Source organism: Pseudomonas sp. UTLPPB19802 (assembly GCF_059730225.1).
Window position 1 is genome coordinate 1,876,308 of sequence record NZ_AP048545.1, and the last position, 16,015, is coordinate 1,892,322.

10 protein-coding genes are annotated in these 16,015 nt (G+C 62.2%); 4 read left to right on the forward strand and 6 right to left on the reverse strand.

Translation table 11 applies throughout. The annotated features are described in order from the left end of the window. Window positions 1–249: 249 nt before the first annotated feature. Together glyA and AC6I6U_RS08540 are read right to left on the reverse strand one after the other, a co-directional pair. The gene (gene glyA, locus AC6I6U_RS08535) at window positions 250–1,503 is read right to left on the reverse strand and encodes a serine hydroxymethyltransferase (protein ID WP_497881532.1); all 1,254 of its coding nucleotides are present in this window, start codon (window positions 1,501–1,503) and stop codon (window positions 250–252) included. A 226-nt stretch (window positions 1,504–1,729) separates the two neighbouring features. Continuing rightward, on the reverse strand, window positions 1,730–5,581 hold the full coding sequence (locus AC6I6U_RS08540; RefSeq protein ID WP_497881533.1) for a sensor domain-containing protein: 3,852 nt from the start codon (window positions 5,579–5,581) through the stop codon (window positions 1,730–1,732). A gap of 288 nt (window positions 5,582–5,869) precedes the next feature. Between AC6I6U_RS08540 and ettA the strand changes: the two genes are divergently transcribed. After that, window positions 5,870–7,534 (forward strand): energy-dependent translational throttle protein EttA, encoded by a 1,665-nt coding sequence (ettA, locus tag AC6I6U_RS08545; RefSeq protein WP_497881534.1) that lies wholly within the window; start codon window positions 5,870–5,872, stop codon window positions 7,532–7,534. A 258-nt stretch (window positions 7,535–7,792) separates the two neighbouring features. Beyond that, on the forward strand, window positions 7,793–9,130 hold the full coding sequence (gene gdhA, locus AC6I6U_RS08550; protein WP_497881535.1) for an NADP-specific glutamate dehydrogenase: 1,338 nt from the start codon (window positions 7,793–7,795) through the stop codon (window positions 9,128–9,130). A gap of 7 nt (window positions 9,131–9,137) precedes the next feature. Here gdhA and AC6I6U_RS08555 read toward each other — a convergent pair whose 3' ends face one another. Continuing rightward, on the reverse strand, window positions 9,138–9,632 hold the full coding sequence (locus AC6I6U_RS08555; RefSeq protein ID WP_497881536.1) for a GreA/GreB family elongation factor: 495 nt from the start codon (window positions 9,630–9,632) through the stop codon (window positions 9,138–9,140). A gap of 71 nt (window positions 9,633–9,703) precedes the next feature. Further along, window positions 9,704–10,057 (reverse strand): hypothetical protein, encoded by a 354-nt coding sequence (locus AC6I6U_RS08560; RefSeq protein ID WP_497881537.1) that lies wholly within the window; start codon window positions 10,055–10,057, stop codon window positions 9,704–9,706. Between the two features lie 246 nt (window positions 10,058–10,303). Between AC6I6U_RS08560 and AC6I6U_RS08565 the strand changes: the two genes are divergently transcribed. Next, entirely contained in the window at window positions 10,304–10,663 is a 360-nt protein-coding gene (locus AC6I6U_RS08565; protein ID WP_497881538.1) for a hypothetical protein, read from the forward strand. Window positions 10,664–10,696: 33 nt separating this feature from the next. Here AC6I6U_RS08565 and AC6I6U_RS08570 read toward each other — a convergent pair whose 3' ends face one another. Further along, entirely contained in the window at window positions 10,697–12,550 is a 1,854-nt protein-coding gene (locus AC6I6U_RS08570; RefSeq protein ID WP_497881539.1) for an Lnb N-terminal periplasmic domain-containing protein, read from the reverse strand. Window positions 12,551–12,613: 63 nt separating this feature from the next. Beyond that, entirely contained in the window at window positions 12,614–13,102 is a 489-nt protein-coding gene (locus AC6I6U_RS08575) for a DUF3015 domain-containing protein (protein WP_497881540.1), read from the reverse strand. Between the two features lie 269 nt (window positions 13,103–13,371). Between AC6I6U_RS08575 and AC6I6U_RS08580 the strand changes: the two genes are divergently transcribed. After that, window positions 13,372–15,810 (forward strand): Lon protease family protein, encoded by a 2,439-nt coding sequence (locus AC6I6U_RS08580; RefSeq protein ID WP_497881541.1) that lies wholly within the window; start codon window positions 13,372–13,374, stop codon window positions 15,808–15,810. Window positions 15,811–16,015 lie beyond the last annotated feature (205 nt).

A 16,015-nucleotide genomic window follows, 5' to 3' on the forward strand; every position in this document is an offset into this window, starting at 1 on the left:
GTCAGTCTACGCCCGGATTTTTTGATGCCGCAAGTAATTTTCGAAAAATTGGTTAGACCGGTCTGACCAGTGATCGCCAGGTAATACATATCTCTGTAGGAGCGCGGCTTGCCCGCGAAGCTTTTGGCGGCCTTGCCGGCCTCTTCGCGGGCAAGCCACGCTCCTACAGGGGTGGGTGGGCTTCTTTCAGGCGAAAAAAAGCCCGGTCATCGCTGACCGGGCTTTGTTCTGCTGCGTGATGCGGGCGGGTTAGGCGCCGTATACCGGCAGCTTCTTGCAGATGGCCTTGACCTTCTCGCGAACGGCGTCGATGACCGCGTCGTTGTTCAGGTCAGCCAGGATGTCGCAGATCCAGCCAGCCAGCTCGCGGCATTCGGTTTCCTTGAAGCCGCGGGTGGTGACCGCTGGAGTACCGAAGCGCAGACCGGAGGTGACGAACGGCGAGCGTGGGTCGTTCGGTACCGAGTTCTTGTTCACGGTGATGAACGCCTTGCCCAGGGCCGCGTCAGCGTCCTTGCCGGAGATGTCCTGCTTGATCAGCGACAGCAGGAACAGGTGGTTCTGGGTGCCGCCGGAAACCACGTCGAAACCGCGGGCGATGAACACTTCGGCCATGGCCTGGGCGTTCTTCACCACTTGTTGCTGGTAAGCCTTGAACTCAGGCTGCAGTGCTTCCTTGAAGCAGATGGCCTTGGCGGCGATCACGTGCTCCAGCGGGCCGCCCTGGGCGCCTGGGAATACGGCGGAGTTCAGCTTCTTCTCGATGTCGGCGTTGGCACGAGCCAGGATCAGGCCGCCACGTGGACCGCGCAGGGTCTTGTGGGTGGTGGTGGTGACTACGTCGGCGAATGGCACCGGGTTCGGGTAGACGCCAGCGGCAACCAGGCCGGCCACGTGGGCCATGTCGACGAACAGGTAGGCACCGACCTTGTCGGCGATGGCGCGGAAGCGAGGGAAGTCGAGGATCTGCGAGTAGGCGGAGAAACCGGCCACGATCATTTTCGGCTTGTGCTCGACCGCCAGGCGCTCGACTTCGTCGTAGTCGATCAGGCCGTTGGCGTCGATACCGTACTGCACGGCGTTGTACAGCTTGCCGGAGGAGGAGACGCTGGCACCGTGGGTCAGGTGACCGCCGTGGGCCAGGCTCATGCCCAGGATGGTGTCGCCACCTTGCAGCAGTGCCAGGTAGACCGCGGCGTTGGCCTGGGAACCGGCGTGCGGCTGGACGTTGGCGTAGTCGGCGCCGAACAGCTCCTTGGCGCGGTCGATGGCCAGTTGCTCAACCACGTCGACGTATTCGCAGCCGCCGTAGTAACGCTTGCCTGGGTAGCCTTCGGCGTATTTGTTGGTCAGTACCGAGCCTTGGGCTTCCATCACCGCTGGGCTGGTGTAGTTTTCCGAGGCGATCAGCTCGATGTGCTCTTCCTGGCGCTGAGCTTCTTGCTCCATGGCGGCAAAGAGATCGGCGTCGTACTTGGCAATAGTCAAATCACGGCTGAACATGGCGGTCCTCAAGGATCGGGGGCAGAAAAGGAGGGCATTCTAACTCAATGGCTTTTATCTGGCATATGAAAGGGCATCATGTCGCAGATAAGTGGCATTCAGTTTGGATTTGCAGGGGACTGTTCGCGGGCAAGCCCTGCTCCTGCAAGGGCCAGTCTGGCCGCCGATTCCTTGGCGGTGGGAGCCGGCTTGCTGGCGATAGCCTCAGCAGCGGCGGTGCAGGGCTTCAATCGAACATGAACAGCGCATCATTGCTGAACTGCGCCTCGAAGCGGCTGGCCGCCATCGGTCGGCCGAACAGGTAGCCCTGCACCTCGTCGCAACCGTGCTCGCGCAGGAAGTCCAACTGCTCATGGGTCTCCACGCCCTCGGCGATCACCGCCAGGTTCAGGCTGTGGGCCATGGCGATGATTGCGCGGGCGATCTGCGCGTCCTGTTCGCCAGACGGCAGGCCGTCGACGAAGGTGCGGTCGATCTTCAGCACATCGATCGGGAACTGCTTGAGGTAGTTGAGCGACGAGTAGCCGGTGCCGAAATCGTCTACCGCGATGCTCAGGCCAAGATTCTTCAGGCCGTCGAGGATCAGCATCGCCTCGCTGACTTCGCGCATCAGGATACTTTCGGTCAGTTCCAGCTCCAGGCAGGCTGGCGGCAGGCCAGTGTCCCGCAGGATGGTGGCGATCCGCGTGCCCAATTGGCCGTCGGAGAACTGCCGTGCAGAGATGTTCACCGACACCTTGGGCACGCGGACCTTGTTCTGGTGCCAGGTCTTGAGCTGGCGGCAGGCTTCGGCCAGCACCCAGTCGCCGACATCCACCACCAGCCCGAGCTCCTCGAGCACCGGGATGAAGTCCCCCGGCGGCACCAGGCCCCGGCGCGGATGGCGCCAGCGCAGCAGGGCTTCGGCACCGGTCAGGCGCTTGCCATCGCCGCTGAACTGCGGCTGGTAGTAGAGCACGAATTCGTTCTGTTCCAGGGCGTGGCGCAGGTCGCTTTCCAGTTCCAGGCGCTCCAGGGCGCTGGCGTTCATGTCGGCCTGGTAGAACTGGAAGTTGTTCTTGCCGCGCTCCTTGGCGTGATACATCGCCGTGTCGGCGTTCTTCATCAGTTGGCTGAGCTCGCTGCCGTCCTGCGGGCTTAGGGCGATACCGATACTGGCGGTGACGAAGAACTCGCGGCCTTCCAGGACGAAGGGCGTGACCAGGCTCGTGAGAATCTGCTCGGCGACATGGATGGCCCGGTTCAGCGCCATCTCGCGGGTCGCCCGCGGCTGCAGCAGCAGGGTGAATTCGTCGCCGCCCATGCGCGCCACGGTGTCGTCCTCGGCGACGCAGGCCAGCAGGCGGGTGCCCATTTCCTTGAGCATGCGGTCGCCGGCAGCATGGCCGAGGGAGTCGTTGATCGGCTTGAAACGGTCGAGGTCGAGGAACATCAGCACTACCCACGACTTCTGCCGCTCGGCCTGTTGCAGTGCGGTGTGCAGGCGGTCCTGGAACAGCGTGCGGTTGGGCAGGTGGGTCAGGGCGTCGTAGTAGGCCAGGCGATGAATGCGCTGCTCGCTGGCCTTGCGCTCGCTGATGTCGCTGAAGAAGCACACGTAGCTGGCCAGGTCGCCTTCGTCGTCAAGCACGGCGGTGATGCCGACCCAGGCGGGGTAGTGTTCGCCACTGCGGCGCTTGAGCCAGACTTCGCCTTCCCAGGTGTTGTGTTGCTGCAACTGCTTGAGCACGTAGCGCAGGTGGGCTTCCTGTTGGTCGTCGACCGTGAGCATGTTGGGCAGTTGGTCCAGCACGTCGGAGACGGCATAGCCGCTGACGCGGCTGAAGGCCTCGTTGGCCTGGACGATATAGCCGGCCGGGTCTGTGATCAGGATCGCCGAGGTCGAGTGCTCGAATACCGTTGCCGCCATCCGCAGGTCTTTTTCCGCGCGGCGTTGCTGGCTGATGTCGCGGCCGACGCCGAGAATGCCCTCGAATGCGCCGTGTTCGTCCCAGACCAGTACCAGCCGCAGTTCGATCGGGATCTTGCGGCCATCGGCCCGCAGGCAGTCGAACACGAACAACTGGGTCTGGACCTTGCTGCGCAGTTCGGCCAGTTGCTCGGGCTTGTCCAGGGCCTTGCTGACCCGCTCCATCAATTGATAAATGCCGGTCAGTTGCGCCGGGTTGGCGATGGTCGAGTGCCAGCCATGCTGGAATACCCAGTCGGCGTCATAACCGAGGACGGTCTGCACCGACGGGCTGACATAGTTCAGTTGCAGCGTGCTGTCGGTGGAGAAGATCACGTCACTGATGCTCTCGGCGAGCATCCGGTAGCGTTGCTCGCTGTCACGCAGCGATTCGCTGGCTTCGATCTGGTCGGTGATGTCCTTGGCCACGCCAATGATCCGCGTGACCTGGTCGTATTTGTCCCGGGCCAGGGCCTGTTCGCGGATTTCGAAGCGTCGCCACTGGCTGTCGCGGTGGCGAAAGCGCAGTTGGCATTGCAGCAACTGGCTGTAGCCGGCATGCCGTTGCTGATGACGCAGGCGGTGGTAATGCTCGGCGTCCTCGGGATGCAGCAGGATTTCCCAGAAGTACTCGCCCATCTGGTGTAGCTCGCTCTTGCTGTAGCCGAGCGTCTGGCCCAGGTGGTGGTTGCTGAAGATCATCCGCTGGCTGATCACGTCCTGGACGTAGAGGTGATCGGGCACCGTGCGCACCACGTCCGACCAGAACCCCTCGCGCTCAAGCAGCGACAGTTCGATCAGCTTGCGGCTGGTAATGTCGCTGATGCTCAGGATGACCGCGTTGTAGTCGCAGGGATCTTCCGGCAGGCGCAATACCAGCCACAGGTGCTGGTCCTCGCCGTGGGCGTCGGTCTGCTTGATTTCCAGTTCCAACTGGTTCTGCTGGTTGATCAGGGCGTCGACCAGCGGGTAGCCGATGCCGCTGACCTGGCTCGGGCAGCCTTCGATCAGGCAGTTCCAGGCGCTTTCACGGGAATCGACATTGAGCAGGCGCAGTGCTACCAGGTTGATTTCGGTGATGCGCAGTTGTTCGAGCAACAGGCGGCGATGTTGCGGATCGTGGGCGACCCACTTCTTGAGGCTGTCGCTGTCGGTGAGCCGGTGGTTTTCCAGGAACCCCGGCAAGCTGGACAGATCGAGAACACATAGCGCAACGCCGGTGCCTTCGAAAATCTCCTGGTAGCGGCGGCGGCCCTCGTGCACCTGATGCTGGCGGCGACGCATGTTGATCAGCGCCAGGACCGGCAGCATCGACAGGCCAAGCCCCAGCAGGCACTTGCCGATCAGGGCCGGAAGCAATTCCTCGAGCATCTTGCGCTGGTCGAACAGGCCGCGCAGTTGCCAGTCGCTGTTGGACAGGGGGGCGATCAGCACGCTGTTGGCCTCATCGTCCGGCTGCAACACCGAGGGGCGCGGGCTGATGTCATTGTCGCGACTGATGACGCGATGGTTCTGGCGGTTCTCGATGACCCAGGCCGGGCGAAACTTCTGCTCGGTCTGGCGGGTCAGGCTCTGGAACAGGCTCGATCCCAGGCGCAGCGCCCAGTAGCCGTTGGTCTCACCAGTGGCCTGGCGCAGCAGCAGGTGCACGACCGACCCATCGTCATCGTTGGTGAAATAATAGGCCTGGGTGCGATTGCTGTGCCGGACCAGGTCGCCCAGGTAGTCGATGTCGTGGCTGTCGGCGGCGCTGTCGCTGATGAGGTTGCCCTTGGTATCGAACAGGGCGAAGCTCTGGATGGAGGGCAGCGACAGGCGCAGCTTGTCGAGCAACTGCTGTTGCTGTTCGGTCGTCTCGGGTTTTTCGAAGATCGGCAGCAGGTTGGCGGCGATCTGCGCATCGAGCTTCATGTTCAGGCTGATGTGATCGGCCAGTTCGGCGCTGTAGTCGATGCTGTACTGGCGCTGGACCTTGCGGGTCTGCTGGAACTGGTCGATCAGTTGCCAGAGCAGTACGGCGAGCATGAGCAGCACCATGATCGCCAGGACACCCTTTATGGTGCCGCGCAGGGGCGTGCCGGACACATGACGGGATGCGCGCACGGGCGATGGCGGGTTGGCGTTGCTCAAACTGTGATCCTGCGGTTGGGCTGGATTGGCGCGACGTGCACTATAAGCCGGACGCCCGAAGGGCGGCTAGCATGCCTTGAGTTGTGGCAAAGTGCCAGCCCAGTTCTGCCCAGCGGTTTGCCCTGATGCACACATTCAGGTAATTTTACCTGTTACGCGAGTATTTTTGCGCTCCTTACTTGACGCAGGATTGGCGCTGCATTCGATGATGCATAACGCATGCCGCGCAATGCTGCCTGGTTCGGGCTACACCTTCATATTCAATCCGTCACTGACGCTAGGTTCTCCATGGCTCAATACGTCTTCACCATGCATCGGCTGGGCAAAGTTGTGCCGCCGAAGCGGGAAATCCTGAAAAACATCTCCCTGTCGTTTTTCCCTGGCGCCAAGATCGGCGTTCTCGGCCTGAACGGCTCGGGCAAGTCCACCCTGCTGAAAATCATGGCGGGCGTCGACACCGAGTTCGACGGTGAAGCGCGGCCGATGCCGGACCTGAATATCGGCTACCTGCCGCAGGAACCGCAACTGGACCCGACCAAGAGCGTGCGCGAAGTGGTCGAGGAAGCGGTCAGCGTGATCAAGGACGCCCAGGCCCGCCTGGATGAGGTCTACGCCGCCTACGCCGATCCGGATGCCGACTTCGACAAGCTCGCCGCCGAACAGGCCAAGCTGGAAGCGATCCTGCAGGCCAGCGATGGCCACAACCTGGAGCGCCAGCTGGAAGTCGCCGCCGATGCGCTGCGCCTGCCGGCCTGGGATGCTCGCGTCGAGCACCTGTCCGGTGGTGAGAAGCGTCGCGTGGCCCTCTGCCGCCTGCTGCTGTCGGCTCCCGACATGCTGCTGCTCGACGAACCGACCAACCATCTGGACGCCGACTCCGTCGCCTGGCTGGAGCATTTCCTGCACGACTTCCCGGGCACTGTGGTAGCGATTACCCACGACCGTTACTTCCTGGACAACGTCGCCGGCTGGATTCTCGAACTCGACCGCGGCGCCGGTATTCCGTACGAGGGCAACTATTCGGGCTGGCTGGAAGCCAAGTCCGATCGTCTGGCCCAGGAGTCCAAGCAGCAATCGGCCCACGAAAAGGCCATGAAGGAAGAACTGGAGTGGGTGCGCAAGGGCGCCAAGGCACGCCAGTCGAAATCCAAGGCCCGTCTGCAGCGCTTCGAGGAAATGCAATCGCAGGAATTCCAGAAACGCAGCGAGACCAACGAGATCTACATCCCGGCCGGTCCGCGCCTGGGCGACAAGGTCATCGAGTTCAAGAACGTCACCAAGGGTTATGGCGACCGCGTCCTGATCGACAACCTGTCGTTCAGCATGCCCAAGGGGGCGATCGTCGGTGTGATCGGTGGTAACGGTGCCGGTAAGTCGACGCTGTTCCGCATGCTGATGGGCAAGGAAACCCCGGACTCGGGCAGCATCGAGATCGGTGAAACCGTGCAGCTGGCCTGCGTCGACCAGAGCCGCGAGGACCTGGACGGTAGCAAGACCGTGTTCCAGCAGATCTCCGACGGTTCCGACCAGATCCGCATCGGTAACTACGAGATCCCGTCGCGTACCTACGTCGGTCGCTTCAACTTCAAGGGCGGCGACCAGCAGAAGTTCGTCAAGGATCTATCCGGTGGTGAGCGCGGTCGCCTGCACCTGGCCCTGACCCTGAAGGAGGGCGGCAACGTCCTGCTGCTCGACGAACCGTCCAACGACCTCGACGTCGAAACCCTGCGTTCCCTGGAAGAGGCCCTGCTGGACTTCCCTGGCGCGGCCATCGTGATCTCCCACGACCGGTGGTTCCTGGACCGTGTGGCCACCCACATCCTGGCCTACGAGGACGATTCGCAAGCAGTGTTCTTCGAAGGCAACTACACCGAGTACGAGGCTGATCGCAAGAAGCGCCTTGGTGAAGCAGCAGCTCAACCGCATCGTGTACGGCACAAGAAATTGGCCTGATCGAGCGGTTGATGAAAAAGAGCGGAGCCTTCGGGCTCCGCTTTTTTTTGCTCGTTTTTCCGGTATTTCCACTTTGGTGCGTCGTGATGGGATGATGCTTTTTTATGGTGCCAGCAAGGCCTGTTTTGCGTGGGGTTTTATATAAAAAGCACCATTTAAATTCATAAGTGCGACATTTTGCACTGTCCTAGTGCTTGATCAGTTGATAAAGTCCGGCTCGAATTATTGAAAACGACAACTCATTGACGAGACCCTCCCATGATCGAATCTGTCGACCACTTCCTCGCCCGCCTGAAAAAACGCGATCCGGACCAACCGGAATTCCACCAGGCAGTGGAGGAAGTCCTGCGCAGCCTGTGGCCTTTCCTGGAGCAAAATCCGCACTACCTGACCTCGGGTATTCTCGAGCGTCTGTGTGAGCCGGAACGGGCCATCACGTTTCGCGTGTCGTGGGTCGACGATTCGGGCAAGGTCCAGGTCAACCGCGGCTTCCGCATCCAGATGAACAGCGCCATCGGCCCGTACAAGGGCGGCCTGCGCTTCCATCCGTCGGTCAACCTCGGCGTGCTGAAGTTCCTCGCCTTCGAGCAGAGCTTCAAGAACGCCCTGACCTCGCTGCCGATGGGCGGCGGCAAGGGCGGCTCGGACTTCGATCCCAAGGGCAAGAGCGACGCGGAAGTCATGCGTTTCTGCCAGGCTTTCATGAGCGAGCTGTATCGCCATATCGGTGCCGATGTGGACGTGCCGGCTGGTGACATCGGTGTCGGTGCCCGCGAAATCGGTTTCCTGTTCGGCCAGTACAAGCGCCTGGCCAACCAGTTCACGTCGGTACTGACCGGCAAGGGCATGAGCTATGGCGGCAGCCTGATCCGGCCGGAGGCCACCGGTTTCGGTTGCGTGTATTTCGCCGAGGAAATGCTCAAGCGCAACGGCGATCGTGTCGAAGGCAAGCGGGTGGCCATCTCCGGTTCCGGTAACGTCGCGCAATATGCCGCACGCAAGGTCATGGACCTGGGCGGCAAGGTCATCTCGCTGTCCGACTCCGAAGGTACGCTGTACTGCGAAGCCGGCCTGACCGAAGAGCAATGGCAGGCCCTGATGGACCTGAAGAACGTCCAGCGCGGGCGGATCAGCGAGCTGGCGCAACGTTTTGGCCTGGAGTTCCTGGCTGGTGAGCATCCATGGGGCTTGAGCTGCGACATCGCGCTGCCGTGTGCAACCCAGAACGAGCTGGATGCCGACGCTGCCCGGACCCTGCTGCGCAACGGCTGCATCTGCGTGGCCGAAGGCGCGAACATGCCGACCACCCTGGAGGCTGTGGATATCTTTATCGACGCTGGCACCCTGTTCGCCCCGGGCAAGGCTTCGAATGCCGGCGGCGTGGCAGTCAGCGGCCTGGAAATGTCGCAGAACGCCATGCGCCTGCTGTGGACGGCCGGTGAAGTCGACAGCAAGCTGCACGGCATCATGCAGGCGATCCACCATGCCTGCGTGCACTACGGCGAGGAAAATGGCCGGGTCAACTACGTCAAGGGCGCGAACATCGCCGGTTTCGTCAAGGTTGCCGAGGCCATGCTGGCCCAGGGCGTCGTCTGACTGAGCGCTAGGCCGGATCGATCCGGGTGATCTCGATCATCTGGTCGCCGGCCGGACGTTTCCACAACACTTCATCGCCCAGGCGGGCGCCAAGCAGCGCCCGTCCCAGCGGCGAGCCCCAGTTGACCAGGCCGCTGGCGTAGTCGGCCTGGTCTTCCCCCACCAGTTGCACCTGCTGTTGCTGGTCCTGTTCATCGACGAAGGTCACTTGGCTGCCGATCTGCACCACTTCGCTGGACGTCGCCGGCGCGGCGAGCTGGGCGCTGGACAGGCGCTGGTTGAAATAGCGCAGGTCGTGCTCGATATCGGCAAGGCGCTGCTTGTCGGCCTGTTCGCCCAGGGCACTGTGCTGGCCGTGCTCGGCCTGCAAGGCGGTAACGCGCACCTGCAATTGGGCCAGGCCCGTCGGGGTGACGTAGTTGGGCTGAGAGCTGATCTGGCGTTCCACCGGCTGGCTGGCCTGGGCGGCGGCGCTGTCTTCATTGACGAAGGCGCGACTCATGGCGTTCTCCCGTTGATGGTGTCGGCACCATGTTCGCAGTATCCGGAAACGGGCGGTTGTCAGAAAGCGACCTATTGCGAACGGTAGGCCCGTGCCGCGTCGCGATCCTTTTCCTGCTGCCAGGCCCGCTCACGCTCGTCCCAATGGCGGTCCTTGTAGGCCTCGCGGTCCTCGTTCTCGCGCATGGCCTGGCACTGGCGGAAGCCATCGTCCCAGCCGGTGGCGTATTCATGCTGCTGCAGGTAGCGGGGCACATTCTTGCGGAACTGGCCGGTGATGGCTCCGGCCGCTTGCCGGCCGCTGGAGCAGCCGTCATCGAAACCGTCGGCGAAGGCCGGTGGGTAACCCTGCATGAGCAGATGGTCGTGGGTCGACTCGCAACCGGCGAGTGCGATCATCACGCCCAACAACAGCCAACGCCACATCCTGACACCCTGGTTTTTCGACCTGCATGCCATTGAGTGTAGGCCGTTCTTTGTGAGTGAGGCGTGAAGACGTTGTCGCCAGTGCGTTGTGATTGAGCGGTTTTTGCCACCGGATGGTAAATTTCCCTGGCGCAGGTCGTCATTTTCCGATGTAGGTTGTTAGCGCATCGAGCGCTCTGCGCCGATGGTTTCAGCCCCGTGCAAGTGTGCGGGGGCGTTTGTCGTCATAGTAAAAGAGAGTGGTGTATGAGTTGCTTCAAAGCCCATGGCATGGGTGTCGGCCTGACTTTGTCTGCCTGCGTTGCCCTGGGTGACCCCCTGCCCGAGAGTTCCCTGTTGGGCCGTTTTGGCATGACCCCGGACGATTTACCTGCCGCTGCCGCGGCCGAGCCATCCAGGGTTCTCGTCGAGGAGCCCGCCAGCCGATTTCAGTTACAGCCCGAGCAACCTTTGGTGGATATCCGTTTTTCGGAGCGGACCGAGCCGGAAAGTGTCGGCAATATCAGCATCGACAATATGCGCCGGCGTGATCAGGAGCATTGCCTGCGTCTTTTGGAACAGTCGTTGGAGCGCGATCCCGGGCGCGCGAAGCTGTTATGTGACTGATCGGACCCTGGCCCGCGCTGTCGCGGGCCAGGCTCAGTAGTGATACCACTTCAGTTCCAGCATGACTTCGTTTTCTGCCGAAGCCAGTTTGCTGAACTCGCGCTGTGCACTCAGCCGCAAGCCGAGGTTGCGCGACAACTCCCATTGCTGGTTGAGGCTCAGGCTGCGGCGCACTTCGCCGTTGGTGAAGTAGTCGCCCTTGGCCTCGAGGCTCAGGTTGCCCAGCGGGTTTTTCCATAGCAGGCCGGTGTTGAAGCCGCTGGCCGGCGACACGAAGGCGGCGAAATCGGCGTTGTGCTCCAGGCGCACGGTGCCCAGGGCAAACCCGAGCAGGTCGTCACTCAATTGCCAGGTGCCACCGGCGCCGCCGTTGACATGGCTGACCAGGGTCTGGTCGTCATGCTTGCCGGGGACTCGCTCCAGGCCACCGGTGACTTGCCAGGACCACGGTTGCAGCAGCGCGTTGCGTGGCGTCAGTGAGCGGATGGTTGCCAGGTCCAGCTGTTGCAGTTGCCAGTGGTTGCCTTCGTACTGCCGCAGTTTCATCTGCAGGATTTCGATCTGGGCACCCAATGGGAAACTTTCGGCGTTGTCGTTCAGGTCGTGATAAGCCATGCGCAGGCCATACTCGCCGAACGCCTTGCTACCCCGGGTGCCAAGCCCGGCCTGCCAGGTGCGCGATTCGTGACCGTTTTCCGGCAGCCCCGGCGGAGTGATCTGCAGTTCCGGCGCCGGGTTGCGGTTGATCGCCCGTAGCAGTTCGAAGCTGCGTTGCGCGCGGACCGGGTCGCGTTCCTGGCCATTGGCCCGGTAGCGTTCGAGCCGGTAGGCGGCGTCGACGATCAGAGCCTGGCGGTCGCGGGGCTGGGCCTTGAAGGCCAGGTCCTGCAGGGCATTCTGGTCGGCGCTGACCTTGAGTACCCACTGCTGCTCCTCCGGGTCCAGCGGCTTGGCTCGCTCCAGCAACTCGCGCTCGCGAGACGGGCGATAGTCGATCTTCTCCACCAGGCCGGCTTCCTTGACCGCCTTCACCGTATCGGTGGGAATGGCGGTCAGGGGAAATTGGCCGGTCAGGCGCAGGCTCGGGCGAGCGACCTGCAACAGTTCCAGCAGGCGATAGGAGCAATTTTCGTCGAAGAAAAAATAGTCGAACTGGATCTGTTTCAGCTCCCAGACGTGCTCGACCATGCGTGCGGTTTCTTCCGGGGTGAGGTTCAGCCGGTATTCCCACAGGTCACGGTTTTCCAGGCTGCGGTACTCGGAGAGTTTTTCCTGGTAGGGCACCAGGGCGAACAGGCCTGGGTAGCCGCCCATCAGGCCTTTCCAGGCATAGAGAATGCTGTTGTCGGAACCTTCGATGTAGGCGCCGAAATTGATCGCGTAGCTGAGCAGCGAGGTCTGGTCGCGCTGGACATCGGCCTGGTCTATGCGCAGCAGGGTGTGGCCGAACATCGACGACGGGCTGTTCAGGTAGGCCGCGGGAAAGATCATCACCGTGCTGTGGGGCGAGACATCCTTGAACCATTGGTTGAATTCGGTGCAGTCCGGGGTCGGCAGGTCGTTCAGTTGCAGTTGTGCCTTGAGCCAGCGCGCCCGTGCCGGGTACACGCACTGCGCGTGCTGGTTGCCGGCGCTGGCCGGCGCGTAGAGTGCGGCGACGGTGGCCTTTAGCTCGGCATCGGGGTGGTGCGCGCCATCGGCGGCGAGGAAGAACTTCTTGTCACTGACATAGCTGCGCCAGCCACCGAGCTTGGCGTGTTCGTAATGGCCCAGGGAGATCCAGAAGGGATCGTTGGCCAATTGCTGCAAACGTTGATCATCGAGGTGTGGAGCGGCCTGGAGTGGAGCGCAGGCGCAGAGCGCCAGATAGGCAAGGCGTTTGAGCATGGTCGGCAACTGTTGTCCGGGTCGGGCAGGGAATGCCCGCCCCGTGAGGCGGGCGGGTCACGCTCAAGCCTGGGTGGCGTACTTGGCCAGGCGTGGGTCGTTCTTGAGAACGGCCAGGGTGTTGGTATGCACGTCGTCGGCGGTGACGTCGGCCTTGCTGAAGATCTGCTGGAAGTGCTCGTGGGTCACGGCCGCGAAGTGCGCGCGATCTTCCGGAGCCACACCGAGAACCACCGCATAGGTGGTCAGTGCTTCGCCTTGTCCCTTGGCCATGTCTTCCGACAACTCGTTCATCATGCCATTCATGGCGATCCAGGACTTGCCGCCGTAGGTCAGCGCGTCCCTGGTGGAGCAGCCGTTGGTACCGGAGGTCATGCCGAAGGTGGCGTTACCGGATGTGCCGTTGGTGGTGGAAGCCAGGAAGTGTGCCGGGGTACCGCGCTGGCCTTTGAACAGCATGTTGCCCCAACCGCAATCCGGACCACCTGGCGCCTGGGCCATGGCCTGGAGGGAGACAACAGTGAAGAGAGTACCGAGAAGAATCCGTTTCATAGCTTTGTTCTCTTTGTGTGCATGTCAAAACAAGGGACCGGTCTGCGCAAGCCCCGGTGGGCCGGTTATGTGTCCGACCGCGCATGTTGGAGTCTAGGCACGATCCAAGGGTTCCGTGGTTTTTTGCCAGAAGAATACTGTGTAAAACATGTAGGACGGTTCCTGGCACTTTACGCTTCCCTGGAGATCGACCTGACGGTCGCCTTGCCAGCCGGGTATGGCCGGCGCCAGAATGCTTTCATCTGCCCCGCCTGATGTAAGGATGCCCGATGTCTGATTCTGTTGCTGCCAGCCTGCGTCTTGCGCCCGAAGCGCTGACTCGTCCTTTCTCCGCTGAACAGTTCAGCTTCTCCACCACCAATGATCTGGAGCCTTTTCGCGGAGTACTCGGCCAGGAGCGCGCGGTCGAAGCCTTGCAGTTCGGCGTGGCAATGCCACGCCCCGGTTACAACGTGTTCGTCATGGGCGAGCCGGGAACCGGCCGTTTCTCGTTCGTCAAACGCTACCTGAAGGCCGAAGGCAAGCGCCTGCAAACCCCTTCGGACTGGGTCTACGTCAACAACTTCGATGAGCCACGCGAGCCGCGGGCGCTGGAATTGCCAGCGGGCGAGGCCGGTGCCTTCATCAGCGACATCGGTGGCCTGATCGACAACTTGCTGGCGACCTTTCCGGCAGTTTTCGAGCATCCGTCCTATCAGCAGAAGAAAAGCGGGATTGATCGCTCCTTCAACCAGCGTTATGACCGCGCCCTGGACGTGATCGAGCGCCTGGCCCTGGAGAAGGACGTCGCCCTGTATCGCGACAGCAGCAACATCGCCTTCACCCCGATGAGCGACGGCAAGGCCCTCGATGAGGCGGAGTTTGCCCAGTTACCCGAGGCCGAACGCGAGCGTTTTCACAGCGATATCGCCGACCTCGAGGAGCGTCTCAACGAGGAACTGGCCAGCCTGCCGCAGTGGAAGCGCGAGTCGAACAATCAGCTGCGCCAGTTGAACGAGGAAACCATCACCCTCGCCCTGCAACCGCTGCTGGCGCCGTTGTCGGAAAAATACGCGGAAAATGCGGCAGTGTGCGGTTATCTGCAGGCGATGCAGGTCAACCTGCTGCGTACCGTGGTCGAGCAATTGGTCGACGACAGCAAGACCGACGCCGTGGCCCGCAAGCTGCTCGAGGAGCAGTATGCCCCGAGCCTGGTGGTCGGGCATCCGGCTGGTGGTGGTGCGCCGGTGGTGTTCGAGCCGCATCCGACCTACGACAACCTGTTCGGTCGTATCGAATACAGCACCGACCAGGGTGCCCTGTACACCACCTATCGGCAACTGCGTCCGGGTGCGTTGCACCGGGCCAACGGTGGGTTCCTTATCCTCGAAGCCGAGAAGATGCTCGGCGAGCCCTTCGTCTGGGATGCGCTCAAGCGCGCCTTGCAATCGCGCAAGCTGAAGATGGAGTCGCCACTGGGCGAACTTGGCCGCCTGGCGACCGTGACCCTGACCCCTCAAATGATTCCGCTGCAGGTCAAGGTCATCATCATCGGCGCGCGGCAGCTGTACTACGCGCTGCAGGACCTGGATCCGGATTTCCAGGAGATGTTCCGCGTACTGGTGGACTTCGACGAAGACATCCCGATGGTCGACGAGAGCCTGGAGCAGTTCGCCCAGTTGCTCAAGACCCGCACTTCCGAGGAGGGCATGGCACCGCTGACCGCGGACGCTGTAGCCCGCCTGGCGACCTACAGCGCGCGCCTGGCCGAGCACCAGGGACGATTGTCGGCGCGCATCGGCGATCTGTTCCAACTGGTCAGCGAGGCGGATTTCATCCGTCACCTGGCCGGCGACGAGCGCACCGATGCCGGGCATATCGAGCGGGCCCTGAAGGCCAAGGCCACGCGGACCGGGCGGGTGTCGGCGCGGATTCTCGACGACATGCTCGCGGGCATCATCCTGATCGATACCGACGGTGCGGCAGTTGGCAAGTGCAACGGCCTGACGGTGCTGGAGGTCGGTGATTCGGCGTTTGGCGTGCCGGCGCGGATTTCCGCCACGGTCTATCCGGGTGGCAGTGGTATCGTCGATATCGAGCGCGAGGTGAACCTTGGCCAGCCGATTCACTCCAAAGGGGTGATGATCCTCACCGGTTACCTGGGTAGTCGGTATGCACAGGAATTCCCCCTGGCGATTTCCGCAAGTATCGCCCTGGAGCAGTCCTACGGTTATGTCGATGGCGACAGCGCGTCCCTCGGCGAGGCTTGCACGCTGATTTCGGCCTTGTCGAAAACGCCGCTCAAGCAGTGTTTTGCCATTACCGGCTCGATCAACCAGTTCGGCGAGGTCCAGGCGGTTGGCGGGGTCAACGAGAAGATCGAGGGCTTCTTCCGTCTTTGCGAGGCCCGCGGCCTGACTGGCGAGCAGGGTGCGATCATCCCGCAGGCCAACGTCGCGACCCTGATGCTCGACGAGAAGGTCCTGCAGGCGGTGCGTGCCGGGATGTTCCACGTCTATGCGGTGCGCCAGGCCGACGAAGCGCTGAGCCTATTGGTGGGCGAGCCTGCCGGCGAGCCGGATGCCGATGGCCAGTTCCCGGAAGGCAGCGTCAACGCACGGGTGGTGGAGCGTTTGCGGGTGATCGCCGAGATGATCAGTGAAGATGATCTCAAGGAGGCCGAAAAAGAGGCCGCCGAGCAGGCGCTGGCGGAGGTCAAGCCGTCCTGATAGGCAGTATGGGAGCGGGTTCGTCGGGTGTCGAGTCGTCGCGAGGCTTTTTTGGCGGGCTCAAGGACGCCCGAGCTGGTCAGTCCGCTCCCTGCGAGGTCAAGTCAGCAGTTTGACGTTTTGCGAAAAGATGTCCGTTTGTCCTCCAGGCTCTTGTATGGCCTGGATTTATTCTATTCTCTGGGCAAGGACATCCACTGTAGTC

Coding starts and splice junctions, on each gene's coding strand:
- AC6I6U_RS08565 (WP_497881538.1), top strand. CDS start 10,304: ATGAGTTGCTTCAAAGCCCATGGCATGGGTGTCGGCCTGACTTTGTCT.
- AC6I6U_RS08570 (WP_497881539.1), bottom strand. CDS start 12,550: ATGCTCAAACGCCTTGCCTATCTGGCGCTCTGCGCCTGCGCTCCACTC.
- AC6I6U_RS08560 (WP_497881537.1), bottom strand. CDS start 10,057: ATGTGGCGTTGGCTGTTGTTGGGCGTGATGATCGCACTCGCCGGTTGC.
- glyA (WP_497881532.1), bottom strand. CDS start 1,503: ATGTTCAGCCGTGATTTGACTATTGCCAAGTACGACGCCGATCTCTTT.
- AC6I6U_RS08575 (WP_497881540.1), bottom strand. CDS start 13,102: ATGAAACGGATTCTTCTCGGTACTCTCTTCACTGTTGTCTCCCTCCAG.
- ettA (WP_497881534.1), top strand. CDS start 5,870: ATGGCTCAATACGTCTTCACCATGCATCGGCTGGGCAAAGTTGTGCCG.
- gdhA (WP_497881535.1), top strand. CDS start 7,793: ATGATCGAATCTGTCGACCACTTCCTCGCCCGCCTGAAAAAACGCGAT.
- AC6I6U_RS08555 (WP_497881536.1), bottom strand. CDS start 9,632: ATGAGTCGCGCCTTCGTCAATGAAGACAGCGCCGCCGCCCAGGCCAGC.
- AC6I6U_RS08580 (WP_497881541.1), top strand. CDS start 13,372: ATGTCTGATTCTGTTGCTGCCAGCCTGCGTCTTGCGCCCGAAGCGCTG.